The sequence below is a fragment of the Shewanella sp. 4t3-1-2LB genome (assembly GCF_017368415.1).
Taxonomy (GTDB): Bacteria; Pseudomonadota; Gammaproteobacteria; order Enterobacterales; family Shewanellaceae; genus Shewanella; species Shewanella fodinae.
The window spans coordinates 16,375-35,556 of sequence record NZ_JAFNJD010000039.1 but is presented as its reverse complement, the minus strand read 5'-3'; the positions used below and the strand labels follow the sequence as shown (position 1 = coordinate 35,556).

Below are 19,182 nucleotides of genomic sequence, written 5' to 3'. Positions count from 1 at the left end.
CCATGACACTGTCGCCGATACAGGCGGTGTTTTTGACGCCAGATAAACGCACGCTGATTTTCGCGACCAAAGGCGTTATCTCTATGACGCTGGCGTTGTTCGTTGCCATGTACCTGAACTTGGATCGCCCATATTGGGCACTGATCTCCGCCGTATTTTTGCAGATCCGTCCCGAGAGTGGTCTGGTGATTGAAAAAGGACTGATGCAGATAATCGGCACACTCATCGGCGGGGTGATGGGCATCGCCATACTGCAGGCGTTTGCCGGTTATCCAGAGCTGGCCATTCTGGCATTAGCGCTATGGCTCGGCGTCAATGCTGGCCTGTCGGCCATGGTGAGTTCCATCAATTTCATTTACGCCTTTGCCATGGCAGGGATTACGCCGTGCTTAATTGTCTTATTGGTGATGGTCAGCCCGGCGACGGCAACCTCAGAGGCAATCTTCCAGGTGGCACAATCGCGAGTCAGTGAAATTATTGTCGGCGCGCTCTGTGCGGTAATGGTCAGTTTACTGTTGTGGCCGCAATCAGTTGCCAGCGGCCTCCGGCAGCAATCGCGTAATGTGATTAATCAAATGCTAGATTATTTGGTGCAAGAACTGGCGCCTAACGGCTCCCATGAAAAGCGGCACCAATGCATTGATATCATTCTTGAGCAGTTGGCGGCACTCAATGATGACTCCAGCGCGGTGGTTTATGAAGGGCCGGAAGGGCCTGGACGCGGCAGAGCGGCCAATCTTTTGTGTAACAAGGTGATGTCATTGCTGGCGGTGATTCAGATTTTCGGTCGTCTGCAACGTAACCATCCAGAACAGCTGTCACAAACGTTACAGACGATGTTGCAACAGCTGCGCCAGAGCTTTATGCAGATGTCGGCTTCTCGCGACTATTCGGAATGTTACCAACTGGCGCAGCAACAGCGACACCAGCTCATCCACCTACGCAATCAGTTGCCCTGTGGACAACCACTGCAAAGCCGTTTGCTGAAAGTCGCCACTGAGTTTATTTCCGATCTAATTATGGTGCTGAAAGCCTACGATACACTGGAAAACAGTGACAATTCGCTGTTGAATGCGCCTGCTTTGCAGCCGCACCGAGATCCGCTCATCGGCCTGACTACGGGTTTTCGTACCGCTGTACTGTTTCTGATTGGTGCGGGTATCTGGATTGGCACTGCCTCTAGCGCTGCGCTGATGTTAATGATCCTACCGGTAATGTTCTCCATGATGATGGCGCGCTTGCCCTTGACCATGTTGATGGTGGTGCTGAGACGACTATTAGTAGGCGTGGCAATCTCCACCCCATTAGCCATCTTTTTTGCGCTCAACCTGTTAGCACAAAGTCCCGGTGATTTTGAAATGCTAATTCTGGTGCTCGCCGGGCCATTCTTCGTGGGCCTGATGGCGCTGGCGAACCGTCCAACGTTGCCTTATGGCCTAGGACTGTGTATTCCGTTTGTGATCCTTGTGCGCCCAGCCAACGATATGAGCTACGCCTTCTCTGTGGACTACACCCTCAGCAATGCACTAGCGATAGGTGTCGGCGTGACAATTCTGTATTGGCTGTTCAAGCTGATCACTGGCCCCGGCATCCCGCTTATGCAGCGCCGATTACTACAGGCAACAGCGGATGATCTGGTAAGCATTTCCGTACATCATGCCCCGGAAAACTGGTTCAATGCGCGTATGGGAGACCGCTTGTTGCGGCTGGCCAACTACGACAAGGCAGCAGCGGATAATGCTAGAGAAATGACCGATCTAGGATTAACCGGTCTAAACTTGGGACACGTTTCAACACGACTTAGGCGTTTGCTACAGAGTGTCAGTGACCAACGGTTAGAACCGCTGCTAGACCAATGGCAACATGCGTTGGCACAAGCATTTCTGGCCAGTAGCCGAGGGCAGCAATGGCCAGCGTTTAAAGACTGCAGTGCAGAATTGTTGCAAGCCATACATGACGATCAACTGCCACAGGAACAACTGGAAATGATTGAAGGGATGTTCACCCGCGTCTCACTCACCTTCGAACGAACCGCGAACACCATGGCACAAAAGCTCAACAATGCGTAACTGTGGCAACATTCAACTGCTGCGCCCGAGTGATACGCAGCAAACGTTCGCGAAAATGAGCAACCGCCATCGCTGGCAAGTACCCGCTCACCAGGCAACTACGAGCATAGCTGAGATAAACCGTCCGGCAAGGGTTATTGCCAGTTGCCGCTCGAAGCGTTAGCGTAAAGGTAAGAAACATTCCGCAGAGGCTTACATGAGCTGTTTTTTAGTGTTGTTATCAGATAAAAAAGCCAATGGACTGACCCCAGAGCTGTTGTTGGCGCATGTGCACCACTTGCAACAGTTGTCAGCTACCGGACAACTCCGATTTTGTGGTCCTTACGCTGACAACCAAGGTGCAATGCTGCTGTTGCAATGCACAGACAGGCAACAAGCAGAACAACTGTTACTGGCAGATCCATTTGTCCGTACCGGTTATTATAAGCAGTATCAGTTACAGGAAGTTCTTGAGGCTAACCCAGCAAATCATTGGCTTCTGCAGGAAGAGCAAACAATCAACAACCTTACTGCCAATAAAGCCGCTACCAACGCCGCAGAATAAGTTTTGTAACAATTACATCAACAAAGATCTGCAGCTGTTTCTCCTATGGCTCTCGTCTCCAACCAATCTGCTTGCTATGTTATGGGATCTGTTTAGCATCAGCCGGTTCGACTTTATTCACCGCTGAAACCATCTGCAAAAATAACAATAAAGGAATCATCATGCTCAATTGGCTCAGGGCAACCGCCTTCTGTATGGCGGGCTGTTCAGCATTAGCTATCGCTGCACCAGAGGCCCAGAATTCAAAACCATTTGACCCTCAAGCCCTATTTGCCCCCTTATCTTTACCAACCCCGGCGACCGCAATTCGCAGCGGTGCTGGCAAACCTGGCGCTATGTTCTGGCAAAACCGGGTTGACTATAAATTGCATGCGACTATCGATACTGACAGCGATACGCTGCATGGCGAAGAAGTGATCACTTACACCAATAACAGCCCGGATAGCCTGCCGACATTATGGGTTCAACTGGATCAAAACATCTATCGTAAAGATAGCCGCTCCAGCATGGCATCCGAATGGCGTCGCAGCCAGTTCACCGACGGCTACCGTTTTGACAAAGTCACAGTGCGGATTGATGGTGAGAGTTATGATGCCAAGTTTCTGATCAACGACACCCGTATGCGGGTGGACCTAGCGCAGCCACTGGCAGCTAAAGGCGGAAAACTGCAACTGGAAATTAACTACAGCTATCAGGTTCCTGGTACTTGGGGTGGCCGCACCGCTGTGACCCCTTCAGAAAAAGGCAAAATCTTTGAAATCGCCCAGTGGTTCCCACGAATGGCAGTCTACGATGACCTGCACGGTTGGAATAACAACCCGTATATCAGTTCTGAATTCTATCTGGAATACGGCACGATTGATTATACCGTTACCGTTCCTTGGAATTATTGGGTAGTGGGTTCCGGCAAGCTGATCAACCCCAAAGACGTGCTGACCAAAACTGAACAACAACGGCTGAAACAAGCACAACAGAGTGATAAGACAGTTTACATCCGTCGAGCAGATGAAGTGGGTAAAGCCGATAGTCGTCCGGTCAATAGCGGCACCCTCGACTGGCATTTCCGTATGGAACGCACCCGTGACGTGGCCTTTGCCGCTTCGCCTGCTTTCGTAATCGACGCCGCCCGTATCAATCTACCTAACGGTAAAACGTCACTGGCAATGTCCGCTTATCCACCTGAAGCTGCCGGGTCGACCAAGTGGGATCGCTCCACCGAGTATGTAAAAGGGACCATCGAACATTTCTCCCAATGGTATCCTTACCCGTGGCCAGCAGCGGTCAACCTTGGCGGTCACGGCGCTGGTATGGAATACCCAGGGATTGTGTTTGACGGTATGCGCGACCATGACGCACTGCTGTTTTGGATTAGCGCCCACGAGTTGGGACATAGCTGGTTTCCGATGATTGTTGGCTCAGACGAACGCCGTCACGCTTTCATGGATGAGGGATTCAACACCTTTATCGACGTTTATGCCTCAGATGCCTTTAACAAGGGTGAGTTTGCGCCCAAGCGCGACAGTGAATACGCCCCCAAAGGTGGCAACCCTGTGGATGAAATTCTATCGGTATTGGCCGACCCGGAAGCGCCAACGCTGATGGCTCCGGCTGAAGCCACCGCGGAAAAATACCGTCATTCCGTGACCTATTTTAAAGGTGCGCTGGGCTTAGTATTGCTGCGCGAGCAGATCCTCGGCCCAGACCGTTTTGACCCGGCATTTAAAGAATATATTGCCACTTGGGCCTATAAGCACCCGTCGCCATCTGACTTTTTCCGTTTCATGGAAAGTGCCGCCGGAGAAGATCTCGCCTGGTGGTGGCGCGGTTGGTACCTCAATAACTGGCAATTGGATATGGGGATCACCGCCGTCAAAGCGGTGGATGATAAAAAAGGCAAAGGTACCGCCGTTACGCTTGTCAGCAAGCAACCGCTAGTCATGCCCGCGACCTTGCGCTTGCAATACAGCGATGGCACGACTGAGGACTTCCGTATTCCGGTAGAAAGCTGGATGCGTACTGGCACGCCAACCGTAGTGTTACCTGTTACTAAAGCGGTGAAAAGTGCCACGCTGGATCCCGAGCACAAATTACCCGATGCCGACCGTAGCAATAATAGTCTGACCCTCTGAATCGGGCTGGCTAGAAAGGTGCCAATTGGCACCTTTTTTATTGGGAAAAAGCTGTTGTATATCATCGTTATCCCGCGGCATCATATACCCAGCAAAACAACATTAGGACAACAATATCACCAACATGGAACCTGATTACTCAAATTACAGCACCGCCGAACTAGAAGATGTACTTCGCCATATTGACCAAACACAATTTCCTGAAAGATACCAAGCCGTTGAACAACTACTAACACAACGCCGTATGCCAACAACGCAGGATTACTCGGGAGAAATGGTTATCGACACATCGCCATCTACTGCGGTTAGTGAACCAGCCACATTGGGAGTATTTCCTTATGTGATTGGTGCGCTGGCATTTATCCCGCTGTTAGGGATTATCTTTGGCGTCATCGCGCTGGTATGGGGCTTACTGACGTCGCGCCAAGGCGGAAAATTGCTGGCGAGTATTGGGATCTTAGCGATGCTCAGCGCTAACAGCTATTTTTACCTAATGATGCATAAAGCTGGACTGACGACATGGACCAATGATCCTAACCCAGTGCCAACTCAGTTATTGCAGGACAATCTTAATACCCTCTATTCACAAGTAGAACTCTATCGCTTTCGAAACGGCGAATATCCACAGTCACTGGCGCTACTGCAACAGGCTTTTCCGCTCAGTGGAGTACCGCTACAGGACACCTCCTTTAAGAACAGCCAAAGCGATTTCTTTTATCAACGACTGGATCAGGAACATTACCAATTACTGGCTCGGGGAACAGATGGTAAGCCGCTGACCGATGATGATATATGGCCTAATACGAGCCAAAGCATAAATGATGCGAGCGGGCTGACACACCGCCGCACTGCGGTTGCCAACGATGCTGCCATGCCAAACCAATAATACCTAGATAAGTTATCGTCTTTACACTTAACAACAAGAATAGTTCCATGATCTTTATGGTATTTTTTACTTTCTAGGGTGTTTTCACAAAATCCGGCAAGGGAACTTTACCACCGCAAGCCAATAGTAAAGTCTGGCAGACGCGATATTCATATCAAAGGAAGGATATTATGCGTTATTCACCAACCTTGGCGTTGCCGTGGCTATTATGCTGCGCCCCCAACGCCTTGGCCTGTAACCAGCTGTCACTGACGCAGTTCTTCAACATCAGATGGTGATGGTCGGTGAATATCATGGGACAAACGAAGCGCCACAGGCAATTACGGTGGCTTTAGAACTGAATGCCATCAAAGGCATCACCCTTACCGATAAAAATTCCCTACAACAGTGGCTCACTGCCGATAAAGAGTGGCTGGGGCCTCATGACGGTCGCAGCAACAAAGCCATGTATCAGTTACTATAAAAACTGGTAGAGGCTAGACAGACCTATCCGCAACTCTCCATATTGCTATTTAATAGTCATGCCGACGCCCGTGATGAGGCGATGGCGCAAAATATTATGGCTGACTATCATGGCCAAAAATTGCTGACTTATTCAGGTGATGCTCATGCAAAGCAGACGCCAGGCACCGCATGGTATGCCAATGCCACATTAATGGGACAAGTGCTTAAGCAGCACTATCCAGCGCAAATTTACAGTATCAAATTACGCTACGCAGGCGGTACTGCCTGGGCTTGGGAAGATACCATTGGGGTACAAAAAGTGAGCGTGACTCGTGGACCTGCGCCCTTTACCAGCCAAATATCAGCTAATGCCGACGTTAATCTGCTGTGGAATATTGGGCCAGTCACCGCCTCCTATCCTTATCTAGCAACGGCAGCAGAGCAGCAAAACTCCGTTAGCCACTGATAGCGTCAGCCATTTAACTACTGGCATTCGCGAAGCGATTATTGCAGTATGGAACCCCTGCTGTCGTCATCGCTTATATTCACAATCAAATGCTGATTCAGGATCTGAAATACCAAACGGCTTCCAGCACACTGTTTATCGAAAAGTGGCACATCGCACCGGGCGAACACTGGGGTGTATTTGCCGGGCAAGGCCAAGCCGCCGAGTTGCTTGTGGGGTTGTTGAGTGGTGAGTTAACACCCCATAAAGGGACTATCGAAGGGTTGCCGGCCAAAGTGGCCTGTGTATCGCTGCAACAGCAGCAAAAGCTGCTGGAACAACAGATTGCCGACGATGAAAGCGAGATGCAGAGCGGCGACACTGTATCGCAGATCTTGCTGGATAATGGTTGTGATCTGCAGACACTGCCGGAGCTATTGGCGATCACCGACCTAACCCACCTGCAAGATCGTGGTTTTCGGCTATTATCGACCGGTGAAACCCGCCGCTTAATGTTGGCCAAAGCCATTGCTGGGCAACCGCAATGGTTAATTCTGGACGAGCCTTATGCCGGGCTGGATGTGACCCATCGGGCGGCATTAAGCAAGCTGCTGCAAACACTTGCCAAACATACGCAGCTGTTGTTGCTCACCAGTCGCGAAGATGAACTACCCGCGTTTATCAGCCATATGGCACTGTTTGATGACCACCAACTAACACAAACCTTGAGTCGCGAAGCATGGCAACAGCATCCCTTACTGGCGCAGATGCAGGCGTTATCGGAAGCGAAAAGTGCGCGGATGCTGGCGCTGTTAAAGCAACAAGATGCGGCTAATTATCCCAACCCGCTGCTGCAGTTGACTGACGTAAAAGTGGCTTACACTGACACGCTGATTTTTGAACATGTCAACTGGACTATTAACCGCGGTGAACACTGGCAATTACGCGGTCCCAATGGCGCGGGTAAAAGTACACTGCTGGGGCTGATTTTGGGCGATCATCCGCAGTGTTACAGCAATAACATCACCATTCTTGGCGTTAAACGCGGCAGCGGCGAAAGCATCTGGGACATCAAAAAGCATATTGGCGTAGTGTCTTCGTCATTGCACTTGCAATATCGGGTAAATTGTAGCGCCCTGGAAGTGCTGCTCTCGGGTTATTTTGACTCCATTGGTCTCTATCAAAAACCCTCCGCGCTACAAATCAGTAATGCCCAGACCTGGCTAGAAATGCTGGAGATGAGTGAATTTGCCAAGACTGGCTTCCGCTCACTGGATTATGGCCAACAACGACTGTTGCTGATTGCCCGTGCGCTGATCAAACAGCCTGCGCTGTTAATTCTCGATGAACCCTATCAGGGGCTGGACTATCTCAACCGCAAGCTGGTGTTTCATGCACTCAATCGCATTGCTGCCAGTAATATCAGTCAGTTACTGTACGTTACTCATCATCATGAAGATACTCTCGATGCAATTCATCATTTTGCGGATTTTGTGCCTGTCGGTGATGGCAGCCATCGACTGGTGATAAGTCACAATTAAAGGATGATGAGCAGATGTGGCGTGAACTGGCAAAAGTCATAGTCGTGTTTGTAGCTTTAGCCGTCTTTTATGCATTAGCCTGCTGGCTCACCCTCAAACTAATACCGTGGCAACTGCACTGGCTCAAACTGATGATTCCTTCGCTTGCGCTCGCCACGCCCCATTTGGCTGATAGAATTGCTCATTAGCATCCAGCTCTTCAGCTATTTCGTTGGGCTAATTTTTCTCGGCATAAAATTGCTCACAAAAATCCATTGATTGACGCGATAACGGAATTAGCGTTAGCCGCGCACGTCACTTTAATCTAGCGCCTCCTTTGGTGTAGAATCCCCATTCCCGAATCGATCTCCAAAGGCATTGCTGATACATGAGCCAAGCACTGTTTTATCTGCTGCCCGCAAATCCGGCCGCCAATGTCAGCGAACAGGTGTCGCTACTGGCCTGCCGTTTAGCACAGCAGTATTTTCAACAGGGGCAATGGCTGTATCTACATTGTGAAGATCAAGCGCAGGCGTACCAGATAGATGAGTTGCTGTGGCAATTTGAACCCAGCGCCTTTGTGCCCCATAACCTCAAAGGTGAAGGGCCAAAAAACGGTGCGCCAGTTGAGATAGGTTTTGACCGGCTTGGCCCCAATGTGCGACGGCCAGTGCTGATTAATCTGGCCACAGCAGTGCCAACATTTGCTAACAACTTTAGCCAGATCCTTGATTTTGTTGCGGGTGATGATGTGCAAAAGCAACAGGCTCGGGAGCGTTACCGTCAGTATCGCGCTCAGGGCATAGCGCTCAACACTCAAGATTTAGCAACACAACCCATTAATTTTGTTTGAGAAAACTGGTTCCCATGGATAAAACATATAACCCCAAGTCGATTGAGCAGGCCCTTTACCAAATCTGGGAAGAGAAAGGCTATTTCAAACCCAGCGGCGACAGTAGCAAAGGCAATTACAGTATCATGATCCCGCCGCCAAACGTCACCGGCAGCCTGCACATGGGCCATGCGTTCCAAGACACCATCATGGACACGCTGATCCGTTATCAGCGCATGAAAGGCAAAAATACTCTGTGGCAAGTGGGAACTGACCACGCGGGTATCGCCACCCAGATGCTGGTTGAACGCAAGCTGGAAGCCGAACAAGGCAAAAACCGTCATGACTTGGGCCGTGATGCCTTCATCGACAAAGTGTGGGAATGGAAAGAACAATCCGGCGGTACCATCACCAAGCAGTTGCGCCGTATGGGCGCTTCAGTGGACTGGGACCGTGAACGTTTCACCATGGATGAAGGCCTCTCCAAAGCCGTACAAGAAGTGTTTGTCCGTCTCTACAAAGACAAGCTGATTTACCGTGGCAAACGCTTGGTGAACTGGGATCCGAAACTGCACACCGCGATTTCCGATCTGGAAGTGGAAAACAAGGAAAAACAGGGCCACATGTGGCACTTCCGTTATCCGCTAGCGGGCGATGCACTAACCGCCGATGGCAAAGATTATCTGATTGTTGCCACTACCCGCCCAGAAACTATGCTCGGTGATAGCGCCGTGGCGGTGCATCCACAAGATGAGCGTTATGCATCATTGATTGGCAAAGAGATCATCCTGCCTATCGTCAATCGCCGCATCCCGATCATTGCCGATGAATATGTCGATCGCGAGTTCGGTACTGGCTGCGTTAAGATCACCCCAGCCCACGATTTCAATGACTACGAAGTTGGCAAACGCCACAGTCTGCCGATGTTTAGCATTATGACCCTCAACGGCGATATCCGCAGTGTTGCAGAGGTGCTGAACAGCGATGGCAGCCAGAACACTACGCTGGATAACAGTTTGCCAGCACGTTACGCTGGCATGGAACGTTTCAAAGCCCGTGATGCTGTGGTGGCCGAGTTTGAAACCTTGGGCCTGCTGGAAAAAATCGAACCTCACGCCCTCAAGGTACCTTATGGTGATCGTTCCGGTGTGGTTATCGAACCACTGCTGACCGACCAATGGTATGTGTCGGTCAAGCCGCTGGCGAAAACCGCCATCGAAGCGGTCGAAAACGGCGATATCAAATTTGTGCCACAACAGTACGAAAACATGTACTTCTCTTGGATGCGCGACATTCAAGACTGGTGTATTTCCCGCCAATTGTGGTGGGGTCACCGTATTCCGGCCTGGTATGACGAAGCTGGTAAGGTTTATGTGGGCCGCAACGAAGCTGAAGTACGCGCCGAATACCAACTGGCTGACGGCATTGCCCTGCGCCAGGACGATGACGTATTAGATACCTGGTTCAGTTCGGCACTGTGGACCTTCTCTACCCTCGGCTGGCCAGAACAAACACCTGAACTGAAAACCTTCCATCCCTCAGATGTGTTGGTAACCGGCTTTGACATCATCTTCTTCTGGGTGGCGCGCATGATCATGATGACCATGTACTTCATCAAAGACGAAGATGGCAAGCCGCAGGTCCCGTTCAAAACCGTGTATGTCACCGGCCTTATTCGCGACGAACAAGGCAACAAGATGTCCAAATCCAAGGGCAACGTGCTGGATCCGTTGGATATGATTGACGGCATCGATTTGGAATCACTAGTCCAAAAACGTACTGGCAACATGATGCAGCCACAGCTAGCCGCTAAGATTGAAAAGAGTACCCGCAAAGAGTTTGCCGATGGCATTGAAGCCCACGGCACCGACGCGCTGCGCTTTACCTTGGCCGCCATGGCATCAACTGGCCGTGATATCAACTGGGACATGAAACGTCTCGATGGTTATCGCAGCTTCTGCAACAAGCTATGGAACGCATCGCGCTATGTGTTGATGAACACCGAAGAGCAAGATTGTGGTGAAAGCGGTGGTGAAATGACCTTGTCACTGGCCGATCGCTGGATCATCAGCCTGTTCAACGAAACCGTGAAAACTTTTGATGACCACATCAATGCCTTCCGTTTCGACTTGGCGGCCAACACCCTATATGAATTCACTTGGAATCAGTTCTGCGACTGGTATCTGGAACTGACCAAGCCGGTACTGCAAAGTGGCAGCGATGCTGAACTGCGCGGTACTCGCCACACGCTGGTCACCGTGCTGGAACAGCTACTGCGACTGATGCACCCGTTGACGCCATATATCACCGAAACCATCTGGCAACGGGTGAAACCACTGGCAGGTGTTACAGGTGAAACGCTGATGTTAATGCCATTCCCTGAATATCAGCCCGCGAAGGCCAATCCAAGCGCACAGGCGGATTTGGAATGGGTGAAACAGGTGATCACCGCCGTACGTAATATCCGCGCCGAGCTGAATATCGGCCCCGGCAAGCCACTGAATATGCTGCTGCGTGGCGTCAGCGTTGAAGATCAAGCGCGACTGGACGCTAATCAGTCATTCCTGATGGCACTGGCGAAACTTGAATCTATCCGCGTGCTGAGCGCCGATGAAACTGCACCGATGTCCACCACCCAACTGGTCGGGGAAATGGAGCTGTTGATCCCGATGGCAGGGCTTATCGACGTGGCCGCCGAAATGGCACGTATCGACAAACAGCTGGAAAAACTCACCCAAGAAATGGCACGAGTGGAAGGCAAACTCAATAACGAAGGTTTTGTTGCCAAAGCACCAGCTGCGGTGCTGGATAAAGAGCGCGCCAAACTGGCCGAGTTTAAACGCGATATGGACAAACTGGCCGAACAGAAAGTTGAGCTGGCCAAACTATAAAATTAACCATTTGATTTAAATGATAAAAAGCGACCTAATACGGGTCGCTTTTTATTTATATAAATAACCACATGAATTAACAATTCATCAATTGTTTTCACACACCGTCCTCTTTAGAATGCATTAACGACTGCTGAAAAGATAAGCTGCCAGCGGATTTTGTTAGCACTATCGGTAACATCAGCAACAACAATTACAAAACGGCGCCAGAGCAAACTTTTTAGCTGACAAATTGCCTGCTGTACTAAAAACAGCAACACAATTGCGCTTGAATACCAAACACATGGACAGACAGTTTCAGGACAAATAATGGCAGGCAGTCTTTATTGTGTAGGGGTGGGAATGACGCTTGGGGCGCATATCTGCCCGTTGAGCCGCAGTTACATCGAGAATGCTGATGTGGTTTTTTCAGGCGTTTCTGACGGATTTGTCGAACTCTGGCTGCATCAAATTCATCACGATGTCCGCAGCTTACAATCCCTCTATGGCAAAAATAAGTCCCGCCATATTACCTATCGCGAAATGGTCGACACCATGCTGGCTGAAGTCAAGCAAGGTAAGAATGTGGTCGGCGCCTTTTATGGTCATCCCGGCGTTTTTGCCAAAGCCCCTCATGATGCTATCGCCCGCGCCAGAGCAATGGGCTATGAAGCCAAAATGATCCCCGGTATTTCCGCCGAAGATTGCCTTTATGCTGATTTAGGCATGGATCCTGGCAAACAGGGTTGTCAGCATTACGAAGCCAGCCAATTTATGTTGTATAAACGCCGGATCGATCCAACCGCCATGCTGATCTTATGGCAGATAGGTCTTGCGGGTGATCTGACTATGGGGATTGACGCGACTGGTGCTGCCGAGCGCCGATTATTACTGGAGCTTCTCGCGCAAGATTACCCGCTCGATCATCCCTGTTGGTTATATGAAGCAGCAACCAGTCCGTTACAAACACCACGAATGGAACAGATGCCACTGAAGTCATTGGTGTTTGCCGATATTTATCTACACACCACATTGGTGATCCCACCTTTGGCGCCAATGATCCCGAATCCGTTGTTACGAGCTCGGCTCCAGCAACTCCAGCTGAAAGACAAACATAAGATGACAACACATAAAAACAACGTAATACCATTCGATACAAATAGGAAAAAACACTTATGATGGATGTGATCGCTTTATTGGAAAAACTTGGTAGTGACTGCACATCGTTGCAAGCAGAGCATTTGCAAACATTGCTGGAAGAGTCAAATCTCAATGAAGACGTGAAAAAATTAATACAACAACAAGACTTAAAGGGATTGGCGAATAAATTAGCAATTAATGAAAGCATTATTTGTTGTGCACAGGTTGCTCCCGATGAAGATGAACCTGATGAAGACAAACAGCCCAAAGATGATGAAGCAATCAATCGCTAATTCGTTATTCAGGCATATTATACTGTTGCTATTGCTGGCGACGGGGAGTGCGTTCGCCAGTGATTTTATGTCCCAACTTCAAGCTGCAGATATTGTTCGATCTAGTAACCCAAGTTTATTTAGTAGCAAGCTAACAGCGATAAGAAAGCATTTACCAGAGTTATCTACAAATGAATTGCTTTATTTACAATATCTTACCGGATATGAGTTAGCATTTAATGGCGAGATCCTCGCTGGAGTAGAAAAATACAAGCAGATACTCAATTCTAATGCGAGTAATAACTTAAAACTTAGGGCTGAACTTTCAATAGTAAATGAATATGCCATATTGAAAAATTGGGAAGGTGGTCTTAAGTACCTAAGTAGCGCATTAAAGCAACAAGGCTCGATAACAGATCAAAATCTGAAAGTGATGTCCTTTACCGTCGCAGCTTTGTTTTACAACGCATTAGGACAATACGAACTGGCTAAGGAGTATGCTGAACAACTCATCAATCAAACAGAACTCCCACGCCAAAAATGTTTGGCTTCTCAGCTTTTAGTGGAAAGTAAATCCAAGTTAGATGAATTATCTGCCACTTCTGATGAATTTTTAGCGTCAAAGACACAATGTAACGCTGCCAACGAAGTTGTCATGGCTAGTATTATTGTAGCTACACAAGCAGAATTGTTTTTAAAAGATAATCAACCAAAACAAGCAATTAAATTATTAGAAGCGCAGTTCCCTGAATTACAAAAAGTGGGTTACAAAACAACTATCGGGGTGTTTTATGCACTACTTAGTGAAGCCTACTGGACACTAGGACAAGAAAAAAACGCATACAACCACGCCCAAAAGGCGGTAGCAATACTAAAGATTCAAGCACCACTAAACGGCCCAAAAACTCGCGCTTACAAGGTGTTATATGAATATTACCGCAGCCACGGTGATGACACTGCTGCATTGGATGCCTACATCAATTACGCTGAAGCGGACAAAGCAAATCTTGATGAAATCAAAACCAAGACCATGGCTTATCAGTTGGTACAACATCAAAGTATTGAACAACAGAATCGTATTTTACTGCTCAATCAGCAAAACCGCTTACTGAAGCTACAACAAAAACTAGTAGAAAATGAAAGCCGCACGCAACGAGATTTGATTGTGGCACTGATGTGTGTGATTGCGTTATTGATATTCAGTGCAGTTCAGTCATGGCGCAATCAGCGTCATTTTCGAAAGTTGGCAGAATATGATGGTCTTACCAATATCTTCAGCCGGGCTCATTTCACGGCAATGGCACATCAACTGTTGCAACATAGCCAGCAACATCAAGAATCCGTCAGTTGCGTGATGTTTGATATCGATCATTTCAAGCAGATTAACGACAGCAAGGGGCATAAAACCGGTGATTGGGTATTACGCAATGCCGCCCAGAGCAGTCGCCAATTATGCCGACATAATGACCTGCTGGGTCGCGTAGGGGGGGAGGAATTCTGCATTTTGCTGCCACAGACCAATCTCAAACAGGCTAAAGAGATGGCCGAACTTTTACGGCAACGACTGAGCACACTCTACACCAGTGATAGTGGTTATGACTTCAGTCTGACCGCTAGTTTTGGTGTCTCAGACACCAGCACTTCCGGCTACAAATTAGAAGGATTGATGCATGATGCTGACCAAGCCATGTATCAGGCGAAGAGCAGTGGTCGTAATCGGGTTTGTTGTTTTGTCGTCAATGAATGTAACAGCCTAGAGAACGAGACACCATTGACACCGTCACAATCCAATCAGTTATAACGCCTTCTAATCAAGCGTGAAATTGCTGAAATCCAAGGTCTCAGCATCATTGGCTGTATCGTCAAAATTTAACTGTTGATTTAATGCCGCCGCTTGTTCCCGTTGTTGTAATTGTTGGTGTTTCATTATCGCTAGTTGGCGCCGCCGTTTGCGTGCTTTACAAAGGCGGATGATGTCAGTTTTTTGCGCATTAGAGAAATTTAACCAGCCAAAGCGCTCTTCACGGCTGCGCATACAACCTTTGCAATAGCCACGGTCATCGGACTGACAGATGCCAATGCAGGGACTGGGAATATCAAAAAACGCCAGCTGTTCCATATATTGCCGCTTGAGTGGCCCGAGAGCTCTGCAGTTTATACAAGCCCAAACAAAGTGATAATGTTATTTAGGTATATCATCTGTTGCTTAAAAAGGCGATGTTAGCCACCTCAATAAACGTTAAACAACAGGCTAATTTTATGTGAATTTCATCACATTTCAATCAGCATACTGCAAGCACTAGCAACAAATGGGTAAACTAGCGGGCAGTACGCCTAAAGGCGTTTCACTATAATCATAAAGGTACCCTCAAATGATAGGCACTCCCTTGAGTGAAGGCGCCAAGCGCGCCATGTTACTGGGCTGCGGCGAATTGGGCAAAGAAGTGGCCATTGAACTGCAACGCCTTGGCGTCGAAGTTATTGGTGTGGATCGCTACCCTAACGCTCCGGCTATGCAAGTAGCTCACCGTTTTCATGTCATCAACATGTTAGATGGTGCAGCGTTACGTAAAGTTATTGCCGAAGAACGGCCACATCTGGTGATCCCGGAAATCGAAGCCATTGCCACGCAAACCCTGGTTGAATTAGAGGCCGAAGGGCTACACGTGGTACCAACGGCGCGTGCGACTAGGTTGACTATGGATCGTGAAGGCATTCGCCGCCTCGCTGCCGAAACGCTCGGACTGCCAACCTCGCCTTATGTATTCTGTGACACTGAAACTGAATTTAATGCCGCAGTTGCACAAATTGGCATTCCATGCGTAGTGAAGCCGGTGATGAGTTCTTCCGGCAAAGGCCAAAGCGTGATCCGCGATGCCTCGCAAATCGCCAAAGCATGGCAGTACGCCCAAGAAGGTGGCCGTGCCGGTCAAGGCCGGGTCATTGTGGAAGGTTTTGTACCGTTTGATTATGAGATTACTTTGTTGACCATCAATGCCGTCAACGGTATTCACTTCTGTGCGCCGATAGGCCATCGTCAGGAAGACGGTGACTACCGTGAAAGCTGGCAGCCACAGACGATGACTGATGCCGCTTTAGCAAAAGCTAAAGAGATAGGTCGTAAAGTCGTTACCGAACTCGGCGGTTACGGTTTATTCGGTGTGGAGTTGTTTGTTAAAGGCGATGAGGTTTACTTCTCTGAAGTTTCCCCACGGCCACATGATACTGGCATGGTAACCTTGATCAGCCAGGATCTGTCGGAATTTGCGCTGCATGTGCGGGCGATTCTCGGTCTGCCAATTGCGAACATCCAGCAGCATGGCCCCAGTGCGTCTGCCGTGGTGTTACGGGAAGGCGATTCCTGCAATATCCGCTACGGTGGTATTGCTGCAGCGTTAGCAGAACCTGATACCCAACTGCGCCTGTTTGGTAAACCAGAAATTCATGGCCGCCGTCGGCTAGGGGTTGCATTGGCGCGTGATAACAATATACAGGCTGCTATCGATAAGGCACTACACTCAGCAGCCTGTGTGAAAGTCACCTTCTCGTGATCATCAAAACGCCCGCAATTGCGGGCGTTTGTTTACCGCCACTATCGCGTTAGTTAACCTGATTCTGAGTTTTACCCTGTAAATAGGCCACTACATTATAGATCGCGATATCCATCAGCTTTTGGCGAGCTTCAGTCGTTGCCCAGGCATTGTGCGGGGTAATGCTGATATTCGGCGCAGTGATCAACGGATTATCGGCTTTAGGTGGTTCGCTAGACAACACATCGACACCTGCACGAATCCGCCCCGCGTGCAGCGCTTCTGCCAACGCCGCCTCATCAATCAATCCACCACGGGCGGTATTGATCAAAATGGCACCGGGCTTCATCAATGCCAAACTGTCTTTATTGATCATTCCGGCGGTAGCATCGCTCAACGGACAATGCAGTGACATAACATCGGACTGACGATATAGCGTTGGCAAATCCACCTGTGTCACACCTTCTGGCAGACCTGTGCGTGGAGAACGGGTGTGCAACAACACTTTCATACCTAGCGCCAGCCCAATGCGCACCACCTGTGACCCAATATCACCGTAACCCACCACCCCCAACGTCTTGCCACTGAGCGACGTTAGTGGTGCTAGGGCGAAACAAAAATCAATACTATTGGTCCAATCACCGCGTGCAACTGCTGCATGATGGCTGGCAACCTGCTGGGTATGATGCAGAATGTGGGCAAACACCATCTGTGCTACGGCATCAGGGCCATAAGCAGGCACATTGGTGACCACAATCCCTTGTGCTGCAGCCGCATTTAGATCTACCACATTGTAACCTGTGGCCAGCACGCCGATATAGCGAGCATCTGGCAGTTGCTTTAACGTGGCGGCATCCAATGCGGTTTTGTTAGTCAGTAGAATTTGTGCGCCCTGAGCTCTAGCAACTGTATCTGCTGCAGTTGTTCGATCATAAACCTGCAATTGACCTAATTGTGCCAGCGATTCCCACGAAAGATCGCCGGGGTTGAGGGTGTAGCCATCAAGTACCACAATCTTGAGTGCCTCGGTCATAACAACTGTCTCCTTTGTCTAAAACTGTAACTTCAATCCTATATTGGCCTGCCCCTGCCATACGGTGTCGCCACTATAATACCAAGCACATTGCTGACTCTGATGGCAATCAAAACGCTCGTCATTACCCACAAACGTGGCAAACCCTCTGACTTCTGACAGTAAGACCAGATTATCGGTCAGCAACAATTGTGCTCCGAGGCCTACACTCATCGAAAAATAGCTGGATGCATCTAATGACTGCTCAGGTTGTAAACGCGTCAGACCAAAACTGCCTGTGATATAAGGGCGTAAATTATCACGAGAAAAGTACAGAGTACCACCGGTATGCCAGTAATCGACCGTCAGTTCATCAAGTCGTTGATCAATGCCATCAACGCGTTGGAGTAAGTCTGTCTGCTGGTGACTATAAAGAAAATAGCTATCGCTTAACGGCGACAGCGTAAAACCAAGCATCACTCCCAAATGGCTGGAGTCTTCCGCCTTGCCTGAACGATAATAATCAGCATCGCTGACATCAAGCCCCTGCCCACCAAAACTGTAGCCTACATAGGGAGTGACAAATACTTCGGTAGCACCTGCATTACAAGCCAAGAAACCAAACAACAGTAAACTGTATCGATTCATCATCCACCTCACTGGTTGGACTTTCCGTCAGCACTTGGGTCAGCGTCAGAGATCAACGCATGCCACGCGCTAGCTTTACTCTTTCATAAGCTGCTTGGATATCCTGCGCTTTGCGTTTGGCAATTTCCATCATCTCTTCTGGCAGCCCTTTAGCGACCAATTTATCCGGATGATATTCGTTCATCAGCTTACGATACGCACGCTTCACATCTTGGTCGCTGGCTGCAGGAGTCAGTCCCAGCAGATGGTAAGCATCATGTTCCGAAGTGGCATTATTACTGGGCTGCTGAAACCTGAACTCCGCTTGCCAGCGCTTCAGCAGCGCTTCTAACTGTTGCTGACTGAATCCCAGTTCCCGCGCAATCGTGTGTAAAATATCCAGCTCTTTAGGGTGCAGTTCACCATCAGACAACGCGGTTTGGATCTGGATTTCCAGAAACATCTGTTGCACTTCGCGACGGCCCAAGGTCAAGGCTCGAAAACGTCGTAAATGCTGCTCTAAGTCGAAATCAGTGGCCTTTCCATCACGGAATGCTTGTTGAGCCTCGCGGCGGGCATCGCTGTCCAGCCGCAGAGTATCCATGAGCATGGAGGCAATACGGATATCATTTTCAGTCACGCGGCCAGAAGCCTTGGCTATGTGCCCCATCACAGCAAAGGTGGTATTGAAGAATTGCATTTGACGCGCAGCAGCATCACCGGCACCAGACATCCGCTTATCGAATTGGTGCCCCAGCCAGATCCCCAGCAATGCGCCGAAAAAACGGCCGAACATAAAACCGATAACACCGCCGAAAAATTTACCCCAAATTTGCATCATTTATCCTGTCATTTCACACAT

The 19,182-nt window shown here is 49.2% G+C and carries 19 protein-coding genes; 14 read left to right on the top strand and 5 right to left on the bottom strand.

Features of this window, described 5'->3' with window-relative positions:
- Window positions 1-2: 2 nt before the first annotated feature.
- On the top strand, window positions 3-2,069 hold the full coding sequence (locus tag J3L11_RS14135) for an FUSC family protein (protein ID WP_207571414.1): 2,067 nt from the start codon (window positions 3-5) through the stop codon (window positions 2,067-2,069).
- Here J3L11_RS14135 and J3L11_RS14130 read toward each other — a convergent pair.
- Window positions 2,056-2,250 (bottom strand): hypothetical protein, encoded by a 195-nt coding sequence (locus J3L11_RS14130; protein WP_207571413.1) that lies wholly within the window; start codon window positions 2,248-2,250, stop codon window positions 2,056-2,058. The two genes, J3L11_RS14135 and J3L11_RS14130, sit on opposite strands and share 14 nt — an antisense overlap.
- Window positions 2,251-2,265: 15 nt before the next feature.
- Between J3L11_RS14130 and J3L11_RS14125 the strand changes: the two genes are divergently transcribed.
- The 12 genes from J3L11_RS14125 (at window position 2,266) to J3L11_RS14070 (ending at window position 14,952) form a co-directional block, all read left to right on the top strand.
- Entirely contained in the window at window positions 2,266-2,613 is a 348-nt protein-coding gene (locus J3L11_RS14125) for a YciI family protein (protein ID WP_207571412.1), read from the top strand.
- A 161-nt stretch (window positions 2,614-2,774) separates the two neighbouring features.
- Window positions 2,775-4,742: a M1 family metallopeptidase gene (locus J3L11_RS14120; RefSeq protein WP_207571411.1), complete on the top strand. Its 1,968-nt coding sequence runs from the start codon at window positions 2,775-2,777 to the stop codon at window positions 4,740-4,742.
- Between the two features lie 124 nt (window positions 4,743-4,866).
- A complete protein-coding gene (locus J3L11_RS14115; RefSeq protein WP_207571410.1) occupies window positions 4,867-5,628 on the top strand; it encodes a hypothetical protein in 762 nt (253 codons plus the stop codon).
- A 325-nt stretch (window positions 5,629-5,953) separates the two neighbouring features.
- Window positions 5,954-6,091: a hypothetical protein gene (locus tag J3L11_RS14110; RefSeq protein WP_207571409.1), complete on the top strand. Its 138-nt coding sequence runs from the start codon at window positions 5,954-5,956 to the stop codon at window positions 6,089-6,091.
- A 96-nt stretch (window positions 6,092-6,187) separates the two neighbouring features.
- The gene (locus J3L11_RS14105; protein ID WP_207571408.1) at window positions 6,188-6,538 is read left to right on the top strand and encodes a hypothetical protein; all 351 of its coding nucleotides are present in this window, start codon (window positions 6,188-6,190) and stop codon (window positions 6,536-6,538) included.
- Between the two features lie 89 nt (window positions 6,539-6,627).
- Complete coding sequence (locus J3L11_RS14100) at window positions 6,628-8,058, top strand: ATP-binding cassette domain-containing protein (RefSeq protein ID WP_207571417.1); 1,431 nt, start codon at window positions 6,628-6,630, stop codon at window positions 8,056-8,058.
- 14 nt (window positions 8,059-8,072) lie between these two features.
- Entirely contained in the window at window positions 8,073-8,246 is a 174-nt protein-coding gene (locus tag J3L11_RS14095; protein WP_207571407.1) for a hypothetical protein, read from the top strand.
- A 179-nt stretch (window positions 8,247-8,425) separates the two neighbouring features.
- Window positions 8,426-8,890 (top strand): DNA polymerase III subunit chi, encoded by a 465-nt coding sequence (locus J3L11_RS14090; protein WP_207571406.1) that lies wholly within the window; start codon window positions 8,426-8,428, stop codon window positions 8,888-8,890.
- Between the two features lie 14 nt (window positions 8,891-8,904).
- Complete coding sequence (locus tag J3L11_RS14085) at window positions 8,905-11,760, top strand: valine--tRNA ligase (protein ID WP_207571405.1); 2,856 nt, start codon at window positions 8,905-8,907, stop codon at window positions 11,758-11,760.
- Between the two features lie 309 nt (window positions 11,761-12,069).
- A complete protein-coding gene (locus tag J3L11_RS14080) occupies window positions 12,070-12,918 on the top strand; it encodes an SAM-dependent methyltransferase (protein ID WP_207571404.1) in 849 nt (282 codons plus the stop codon).
- Window positions 12,915-13,172 carry a hypothetical protein gene (locus tag J3L11_RS14075; RefSeq protein ID WP_189617193.1) on the top strand — a complete coding sequence of 86 codons (258 nt, stop codon included), beginning with the start codon at window positions 12,915-12,917 and terminating at the stop codon, window positions 13,170-13,172. The genes J3L11_RS14080 and J3L11_RS14075 overlap by 4 nt, the downstream gene beginning before the upstream one ends.
- The gene (locus J3L11_RS14070; RefSeq protein ID WP_207571403.1) at window positions 13,114-14,952 is read left to right on the top strand and encodes a GGDEF domain-containing protein; all 1,839 of its coding nucleotides are present in this window, start codon (window positions 13,114-13,116) and stop codon (window positions 14,950-14,952) included. The genes J3L11_RS14075 and J3L11_RS14070 overlap by 59 nt, the downstream gene beginning before the upstream one ends.
- A gap of 6 nt (window positions 14,953-14,958) precedes the next feature.
- Here J3L11_RS14070 and J3L11_RS14065 read toward each other — a convergent pair whose 3' ends face one another.
- Window positions 14,959-15,270 carry a DUF1289 domain-containing protein gene (locus tag J3L11_RS14065; protein WP_207571402.1) on the bottom strand — a complete coding sequence of 104 codons (312 nt, stop codon included), beginning with the start codon at window positions 15,268-15,270 and terminating at the stop codon, window positions 14,959-14,961.
- A 253-nt stretch (window positions 15,271-15,523) separates the two neighbouring features.
- Between J3L11_RS14065 and purT the strand changes: the two genes are divergently transcribed.
- Window positions 15,524-16,702, top strand: coding sequence for a formate-dependent phosphoribosylglycinamide formyltransferase (purT, locus tag J3L11_RS14060; protein WP_207571401.1), 1,179 nt, complete (start codon window positions 15,524-15,526; stop codon window positions 16,700-16,702).
- A 49-nt stretch (window positions 16,703-16,751) separates the two neighbouring features.
- Here the strand turns inward: purT and J3L11_RS14055 are convergent, their stop codons facing one another.
- From J3L11_RS14055 to djlA, 3 genes are read right to left on the bottom strand one after another with little or no spacing between them, the layout of a single operon-like run.
- Entirely contained in the window at window positions 16,752-17,714 is a 963-nt protein-coding gene (locus tag J3L11_RS14055) for a D-2-hydroxyacid dehydrogenase (RefSeq protein ID WP_207571400.1), read from the bottom strand.
- Between the two features lie 18 nt (window positions 17,715-17,732).
- The gene (locus J3L11_RS14050; protein ID WP_189617198.1) at window positions 17,733-18,344 is read right to left on the bottom strand and encodes an outer membrane beta-barrel protein; all 612 of its coding nucleotides are present in this window, start codon (window positions 18,342-18,344) and stop codon (window positions 17,733-17,735) included.
- A 49-nt stretch (window positions 18,345-18,393) separates the two neighbouring features.
- A complete protein-coding gene (gene djlA, locus J3L11_RS14045; RefSeq protein ID WP_133040361.1) occupies window positions 18,394-19,158 on the bottom strand; it encodes a co-chaperone DjlA in 765 nt (254 codons plus the stop codon).
- Window positions 19,159-19,182 lie beyond the last annotated feature (24 nt).

What these genes read in the sequence shown, in the direction of transcription:
- J3L11_RS14100 (WP_207571417.1), top strand. Translation starts at nt 6,628, where the DNA reads ATGCTGATTCAGGATCTGAAATACCAAACGGCTTCCAGCACACTGTTT.
- J3L11_RS14075 (WP_189617193.1), top strand. Translation starts at nt 12,915, where the DNA reads ATGATGGATGTGATCGCTTTATTGGAAAAACTTGGTAGTGACTGCACA.
- J3L11_RS14095 (WP_207571407.1), top strand. Translation starts at nt 8,073, where the DNA reads ATGTGGCGTGAACTGGCAAAAGTCATAGTCGTGTTTGTAGCTTTAGCC.
- J3L11_RS14130 (WP_207571413.1), bottom strand. Translation starts at nt 2,250, where the DNA reads ATGTTTCTTACCTTTACGCTAACGCTTCGAGCGGCAACTGGCAATAAC.
- J3L11_RS14085 (WP_207571405.1), top strand. Translation starts at nt 8,905, where the DNA reads ATGGATAAAACATATAACCCCAAGTCGATTGAGCAGGCCCTTTACCAA.
- J3L11_RS14135 (WP_207571414.1), top strand. Translation starts at nt 3, where the DNA reads ATGACACTGTCGCCGATACAGGCGGTGTTTTTGACGCCAGATAAACGC.
- J3L11_RS14115 (WP_207571410.1), top strand. Translation starts at nt 4,867, where the DNA reads ATGGAACCTGATTACTCAAATTACAGCACCGCCGAACTAGAAGATGTA.
- J3L11_RS14065 (WP_207571402.1), bottom strand. Translation starts at nt 15,270, where the DNA reads ATGGAACAGCTGGCGTTTTTTGATATTCCCAGTCCCTGCATTGGCATC.
- J3L11_RS14125 (WP_207571412.1), top strand. Translation starts at nt 2,266, where the DNA reads ATGAGCTGTTTTTTAGTGTTGTTATCAGATAAAAAAGCCAATGGACTG.
- J3L11_RS14070 (WP_207571403.1), top strand. Translation starts at nt 13,114, where the DNA reads ATGAAGATGAACCTGATGAAGACAAACAGCCCAAAGATGATGAAGCAA.
- J3L11_RS14090 (WP_207571406.1), top strand. Translation starts at nt 8,426, where the DNA reads ATGAGCCAAGCACTGTTTTATCTGCTGCCCGCAAATCCGGCCGCCAAT.
- J3L11_RS14055 (WP_207571400.1), bottom strand. Translation starts at nt 17,714, where the DNA reads ATGACCGAGGCACTCAAGATTGTGGTACTTGATGGCTACACCCTCAAC.
- purT (WP_207571401.1), top strand. Translation starts at nt 15,524, where the DNA reads ATGATAGGCACTCCCTTGAGTGAAGGCGCCAAGCGCGCCATGTTACTG.
- djlA (WP_133040361.1), bottom strand. Translation starts at nt 19,158, where the DNA reads ATGCAAATTTGGGGTAAATTTTTCGGCGGTGTTATCGGTTTTATGTTC.
- J3L11_RS14120 (WP_207571411.1), top strand. Translation starts at nt 2,775, where the DNA reads ATGCTCAATTGGCTCAGGGCAACCGCCTTCTGTATGGCGGGCTGTTCA.
- J3L11_RS14105 (WP_207571408.1), top strand. Translation starts at nt 6,188, where the DNA reads ATGGCTGACTATCATGGCCAAAAATTGCTGACTTATTCAGGTGATGCT.
- J3L11_RS14050 (WP_189617198.1), bottom strand. Translation starts at nt 18,344, where the DNA reads ATGATGAATCGATACAGTTTACTGTTGTTTGGTTTCTTGGCTTGTAAT.
- J3L11_RS14080 (WP_207571404.1), top strand. Translation starts at nt 12,070, where the DNA reads ATGGCAGGCAGTCTTTATTGTGTAGGGGTGGGAATGACGCTTGGGGCG.